7 protein-coding genes are annotated in these 5,635 nt (G+C 67.4%); 1 reads left to right on the top strand and 6 read right to left on the bottom strand.

All coding sequences use genetic code 11. From position 1 onward, the window contains the following. Positions 1-191: 191 nt before the first annotated feature. The 4 genes from CYJ10_RS31680 to CYJ10_RS31665 all read right to left on the bottom strand — a co-directional run bounded on the left by CYJ10_RS31680 (position 192) and on the right by CYJ10_RS31665 (position 3,081). Complete coding sequence (locus CYJ10_RS31680; RefSeq protein ID WP_101685406.1) at positions 192-1,016, bottom strand: alpha/beta fold hydrolase; 825 nt, start codon at positions 1,014-1,016, stop codon at positions 192-194. 18 nt (positions 1,017-1,034) lie between these two features. Next, complete coding sequence (locus tag CYJ10_RS34375; RefSeq protein WP_180863129.1) at positions 1,035-1,205, bottom strand: hypothetical protein; 171 nt, start codon at positions 1,203-1,205, stop codon at positions 1,035-1,037. Between the two features lie 179 nt (positions 1,206-1,384). Next, positions 1,385-2,710, bottom strand: coding sequence for a type II toxin-antitoxin system HipA family toxin (locus CYJ10_RS31670; RefSeq protein ID WP_101685404.1), 1,326 nt, complete (start codon positions 2,708-2,710; stop codon positions 1,385-1,387). Next, positions 2,710-3,081, bottom strand: a complete 372-nt coding sequence (locus CYJ10_RS31665) for a helix-turn-helix domain-containing protein (RefSeq protein WP_101685403.1) — start codon at positions 3,079-3,081, stop codon at positions 2,710-2,712. Before CYJ10_RS31665 ends, CYJ10_RS31670 begins: the two co-directional genes overlap by 1 nt. A 307-nt stretch (positions 3,082-3,388) precedes the next feature. Between CYJ10_RS31665 and CYJ10_RS31660 the strand changes: the two genes are divergently transcribed. Further along, positions 3,389-4,123, top strand: a complete 735-nt coding sequence (locus CYJ10_RS31660) for an IclR family transcriptional regulator (RefSeq protein ID WP_101685402.1) — start codon at positions 3,389-3,391, stop codon at positions 4,121-4,123. Between the two features lie 64 nt (positions 4,124-4,187). Here the strand turns inward: CYJ10_RS31660 and CYJ10_RS31655 are convergent, their stop codons facing one another. Together CYJ10_RS31655 and CYJ10_RS31650 are read right to left on the bottom strand one after the other, a co-directional pair. Then, a complete protein-coding gene (locus CYJ10_RS31655) occupies positions 4,188-4,886 on the bottom strand; it encodes a 4'-phosphopantetheinyl transferase family protein (RefSeq protein ID WP_101685401.1) in 699 nt (232 codons plus the stop codon). 3 nt (positions 4,887-4,889) lie between these two features. After that, positions 4,890-5,635 (bottom strand): beta-ketoacyl synthase N-terminal-like domain-containing protein (locus CYJ10_RS31650; protein WP_308303029.1); only part of this gene is annotated, 746 nt, incomplete at its 5' end.

Below are 5,635 nucleotides of genomic sequence, written 5' to 3'. Positions count from 1 at the left end.
AATTCCAGACGCAGGCTCATAGTGTCTCGTGTGTTCCAAGGCATGGTTTGAACCTCCGGACGGCAAACCGTCCGGAAGTGTCAACCATGTCCTCGCACACCTGTCACCTATGTGTCCGGTCTGAACATCCCCACGCGGGAGAGGGGTGCGCATGGCAACGGACTTCGTTTCAGCCGTGCTTCAGTCCGGCTTCAGTTTTGCGCCTTCACCGTCTGCACGGCGTCCAGGATGACCTTCGCCACATCGGCCGGCCGGGATTGCTGCGGCACGTGGCTGGTCGGCAGCGTGGTCACCTTGGCGCCGATCCGCTTGGCCATGGCGCGCTCCAGATCGGGCGGGATCATGCGGTCTTTGGCGCTGACGATGTACCACGACGGACGGTTGGACCACGCCGCGACACTCGTTTTTTCGCCAAATGCCTTCGCCTGGATCGGGCCCTGGGTTGCCGCCATCACGCGGGCCTGGGCGGCGGGTACGTCCTGCGCGAAATCGCTGGCCACGGCCTGCGGCGGCAGCGACAGGTAGCCGTCCTTGTCCGCCACCAGCTTGCCGATGCCCGGTGCCGGCGGGAATGCCTTGCCGGCTTCCTCGGTGGACTGCCCCGCTTCCGGCGCGAAGGCCGCCACGTAGACCAGCGCCGACACCTTGTCGTTGGCGCCCGCCTCGGTAATCACCGTACCGCCCCACGAATGCCCCACCAGCACCACCTTGCCCGGCTGGTTGTCGATGGCGCGACGCGTGGCCGCCACGTCGCCAGCCAGCGATTCCAGCCCGTTCTGCACGGCCTGCACCTTCACACCCTTCGCCTGCAGCAGCGGAATCACCTTGGCCCAGTCCGAGCCATCGGCAAAGGCACCATGCACGATGACCACGGACGGCTGCTGCCTGTCAGCCGTATCGGCCGCGGCCGGGGCGGCCTGGGCAGCCACGGCGGCGGTCAGCCCGATGGTGGCCAGGGCCAGCGATACGATGGTCCGGTTGACGTTCAGATTGCGATTCAGATTGCGATTCCACATGCGATTTCTCCGACAAGACTAGTTTTGGAAGTCCGGTACGGGCTGCGCTGGCAGTGCCATCGACAGCGCCACGCAGGCGGTTGCCGTTGCCACGACGGCCGCCGTCAGCGTCACCCCCTGGAGCGCACCAGGCGGCAACGACGAGAACACTGTCCTCGTCAATTGCAGCGCGATGTTGATTTTCGACATGGGAGGCTCCAGCCAGACCGGTAGTTGGCGGCGCACCATGCGCATTCGCCATGGAGCCTATTGGAAGGGTTGGACGTATCGCGTCCGTGTGGCGCAAGCGGCCATTGCGTGTGTCGACGTATCGGCCCTCCGTCGGGATACACAACGGTACAAAGTCGGGTCCCGTGGCGGGAAGTTGCTCAGAGCCGTCGGGCCTGTGCCCGTAGCCCCTCGAACACGCGCTCGGCAACGTCCTGCGGAAACGTGACCGGCAATTCGGCCGCCGTGGCGCCAATGGCCGGTTCGACGGCACCTTTCAGGTCGGCCAGGATGGCCTCGACGTCCTCGGCAGGCAGGCCCACCCGGCGCCCCTGCTCCAGCCAGTGCCGGCGCATGATCTGCGCGATGCGGTAGTGGTTCTGGCTGCTGCCGCGCACGGCCATGGCCATGCGGGCCTTCTGCGGCGCCAGCTGGTTCGCGCCGCCGCCCATGATCGGGAACGCCGACAGCACGTCGTACAGCGGCGTCGACCAGTAGCGGCCGCCCGGTCCGATCGACAGGCTGAAATTCTTGGCATGCCCGTCCGTTGCGGCCAGCAGCCAGAACAGGATCTGCGTCTTGAAGAAATTGCTACGATCATGGGCCGGGGTTTCGGAAGCCGCCAGCACGCCCATGACATCCGCAATGCCCGGCCCGCCGTCGGCCTGGTACTTCGACAACGGCGACAGGCCCAGCGCCTGGCAGAAGTCCTCCTGCGGCAGGCGGATGATCCAGCTGCCATCGGGCGCCAGCCGCCGGTCGAAGCGCTCCACTACCAGCACCTTCTGGTCCTGGAACGTTTCGATGGCGCAGTTGGCAATCGGCAGGCCAAAGTGCCCCACCAGCCGTGCGCACAGCCATTCGTTTTCCACCGACGTGCGCATGTCCGCGCGCATGTTGCCAACCAGCCCCAACGGCAGCTTGAGGATATGGGTGGTCGGTGTGCTGCCGTGCGGCAGCAGCCATCGCCCCCCATGATGCAGCAGTGCGGTCTTTTCCTGCGCGCCGGCAATCGACAGCCGCAGGTCGCCCTCGTCGTCGTGCTGGCCCAGCGGCGTGCTGCGGGTGGCATCGCGCAGCAATTGCGCGATGGCGGCTTCGTCCAGCGGCGTGCCGTCGATGGTGCGCAACGCTTCGGGCTCGGCACCTTCCGGCAGCAGTTGCAGCGCGCCAACGCAGTCGCGCCCCAGTGCGGCCAGCAGGTCGAACGGGCCCGTGCCCTGGGTGCGATGGCGCTGCGCCAGGCGACGGCGGATGGCATCGCTGTCGGGCAGCAGGTTGTCGAAGTAGTCGGTGACCACGCCACCGCGATACGGCGCGGCATCGGACCGGAATGGCAGCGACAGCGAAAGGGGGCGCCCCTGGGCGCTGTCCATCCAGCCGGCATCGTAGGCGAACGACTCGCCATCGGTGCCCCGTTCCCAGGTGCCCGTCAGCCAGCCATTCATCCAGACGCCAAGCCGGCGCCGGAGCGGACGCCGCCCCATTACCAGTCCTCTCCCGGCTCCTGGGCAGGTTTCGACTTGCGCGGCGGGGTCGCCTTGGCTGCCTTGGCTACCCGTTTCTTTGCGCCGGGCACGCCGGGCTTGCTGCGCCGGGATGTCGCGCCCTCGGCGGTGTCCGAGGCCACCACCGGCGCGCGCGGCGTCAGCACCAGATCCACCTCCAGGGCCTGCAAGACCGCCAGGACGCGCGCCATGCTGGCCCGGCCCGGATTGGCTTCCAGACGGGCATAGCTTTGCTGGCTGACGCCGAGACGCGCCGCCACATCGGCCTGGGTCAGGCCGCGCGACTTGCGAAAGCCCTGCAATACCGGATTCAGCTGGGTCAGGATTCGGATGGGAAATTGGCTGGCCATGGGGGCTGCGCGAGCCCGTCACGGCTCGCAAGGTTCTCGATGCGTTTCACAACAAACAGGTTGTAAATCCGTTTTACTACGCAAAGGCTGTATTTTCAAGTTACAACGCATAGGCTGTAAAACGGATTTACAACATATTGGTTGTACCTGGTGCGCTTCGGGTCGCTTCGGACAGGGTGCCGTGCTACAGTCCGCCCCGGTGGCCTCACCCAGGCCATTGCCGATCCGCCCCTCGCCTCGCGCCCGATCCGATCCTGCCCCGCCGCCGCCCATGCCAGAGCGCCCAGAGCCCGCCAAATCTCCAGCGATGAACGTCAAGACCGCCCTGCGGGTCATCGAGATCATCGAGACCTTCGCGCGTGAACGGCGGGCGCTGTCGCTGTCGGAACTGGCGCGACTGCTGGCGGTGCCGGCATCAAGCTGCCTGGCGCTGATCCGCACGCTGACATCGCTGGGCTATCTCTATGAAACCGCGCGCCGGCAGGGCTACTACCCCACCGGACGGCTGCTGGCCATGGCCCAGCAGATTGCCCGGCACGACCCCGTGCTGGACCGCGTACACGGCACCATGAGCGAATTGCGCGACGCCACTGGCGAGACCATCGTCATCGGCAAGCTGCATGACGGCACGGCCGTGGTCTACCTGGACGTACTCGAATCCCCGCACGCGATTCGCTATATCGCCACGGCCGGCGAGCGGCGCGAGCTGCATGCCAATTCCATCGGCAAGGCACTGCTGGCGGCGATGGACGATGCCGAGCGGGCGGCGCTGCTGCCCCGGCTGCCGTTCCAGGGCTTCACGCCCCGCACACTGACCACCCCGGAGACGCTCGAAGCCAACCTGCGCCAGTCGCGCGAGCGCGGCGCCTACGTCAACCTCAGTGAATCGATGCCCGATGTGGGCGCGCTGGCGTGGCCGGTACGGCTGTCGGGGGAATGCTATGCGATTTCGATTGCCGGGCCGGTGTACCGGATCGAGCCGCATCTGGAGCACTACGCGGCCATCCTGCGTGCGGCCTGCGCCTCGCTGGAAAAGACCTGAGCGTCTGAACCCAGGCTCGGGCTCGATCGGCGCCTTCGACGCTCAATCGACGCTTAGCCGACGCTCAATCGACGGTTTCCTGCGCGTGCAGCCGCCAGCCGGTGGCGTGCGGCAGGCCGAGGTCATCCTCCAGCCCCGACGCGGCGGCCAGCGCCAGCACGGCATTCTTGCGGCGCCAGGTCAGCCCGTTGGCCTGCGCCAGCGGCGACGGCGTGGCCTCCACCACCTGCCCCATCATGGTCTGGAACAGGTTGCCGCCATGGCACTTGATCCACGCTTCCTTGAGCGTCCAGAGCTGGAAGAACGCCAGCATGCGGGCCTCCTCGTTGCCGTCGGCCAGCAGTTCGGGCAGCGCGGCGCGCTCCGCCTCGGTGGTGGTGGCCTCGATCAGCGTGCCCAGGTGGCGGCGCGGCTGCATTTCCTCGATATCGACCCCGACCGGCATGTCCGAGACCGCGCAGGCAAGGTGATCGCCCGAGTGGGCAATCGAGACAAAGACCGGCGTACCCACGGCGCCGGCGATGTGCGTAGCCAGCGGCGGTGCATCCTCGGCGGCGGACAGCGCCCATTCCGACGCATCGCCGCCAAACGTCACGGCCAGCAGCCGTCGCGCCAGCCAGCGGCCCGCCGCAAACTGCTCGGCGCGCTGCTGGGCCCGCATGGCCGCCAGCCGCGCCAGTTCCTCGCCCGACATCCAGCGACTGACAGGTGGCGCCATGGCGGCAAAGGCCATGACCGATCCGGTACGCAAGGCAATCGGCATGGTTCAGTGACGCCCTGGCTCGGGCCAACGGCGAAAGATCAGCGACGTATTGATGCCGCCGAACGCGAAATTGTTGCTCATCACATAGTCGGTATCGATCCGGCGCCCTTCCCCGACGATATGGTCCAGCGGCGCGCAACGGGGGTCGGGCCGATCCAGATTGAGCGTAGGCGCAAACCATCCATCGCGCATCATTTCGATGCTTATCCACGCCTCCAGCGCCCCGCAGGCGCCCAGCGTGTGACCGAGATAGCTTTTTAGCGAACTGATTGGCACCTGCGCGCCAAACACGTCGTGGGTGGCCTGCGCCTCGGCCAGGTCGCCCTGCTCCGTGGCGGTGCCGTGCGCATTCACGTAGCCGATCTGCGATGGCTGCAGGCCTGCGTCGTGCAGCGCCATGCGCATGGCCTGCGCCATCGTCGCGGGCTGGGCCTGCGTGACGTGGTTGCCGTCGCTGTTGGTGCCGAAGCCGACCACCTCCGCCACGATGCGCGCGCCGCGCGCCTGCGCATGCTCCAGTTCTTCGAGCACCAGCGTGCCGGCGCCTTCGCCCAGCACCAGGCCGTCGCGCGCCGCATCGAACGGTCGCGGCGTGGCCGCCGGTTCGTCATTGCGGGTACTGGCGGCGAACAGGGTGTCGAACACGGCGGCCTCGGTGGCGTCGAGTTCTTCGGCGCCGCCCGCCAGCATGGCCACCTGCCGGCCCGTGGCGATGGTCTCGTAGGCGTCTCCGATGCCGTGGCTACCCG

Origin of the sequence: Cupriavidus pauculus, assembly GCF_002858765.1 — a bacterium.
GTDB lineage: Bacteria > Pseudomonadota > Gammaproteobacteria > Burkholderiales > Burkholderiaceae > Cupriavidus > Cupriavidus pauculus_B.
Note: the sequence above shows the minus strand (reverse complement) of the source record. Positions and strands in the feature narration are given on the sequence as shown.

Coding starts and splice junctions, on each gene's coding strand:
- CYJ10_RS31670 (WP_101685404.1), bottom strand. CDS start 2,710: ATGGGGCGGCGTCCGCTCCGGCGCCGGCTTGGCGTCTGGATGAATGGC.
- CYJ10_RS31660 (WP_101685402.1), top strand. CDS start 3,389: ATGAACGTCAAGACCGCCCTGCGGGTCATCGAGATCATCGAGACCTTC.
- CYJ10_RS34375 (WP_180863129.1), bottom strand. CDS start 1,205: ATGTCGAAAATCAACATCGCGCTGCAATTGACGAGGACAGTGTTCTCG.
- CYJ10_RS31680 (WP_101685406.1), bottom strand. CDS start 1,016: ATGTGGAATCGCAATCTGAATCGCAATCTGAACGTCAACCGGACCATC.
- CYJ10_RS31655 (WP_101685401.1), bottom strand. CDS start 4,886: ATGCCGATTGCCTTGCGTACCGGATCGGTCATGGCCTTTGCCGCCATG.
- CYJ10_RS31665 (WP_101685403.1), bottom strand. CDS start 3,081: ATGGCCAGCCAATTTCCCATCCGAATCCTGACCCAGCTGAATCCGGTA.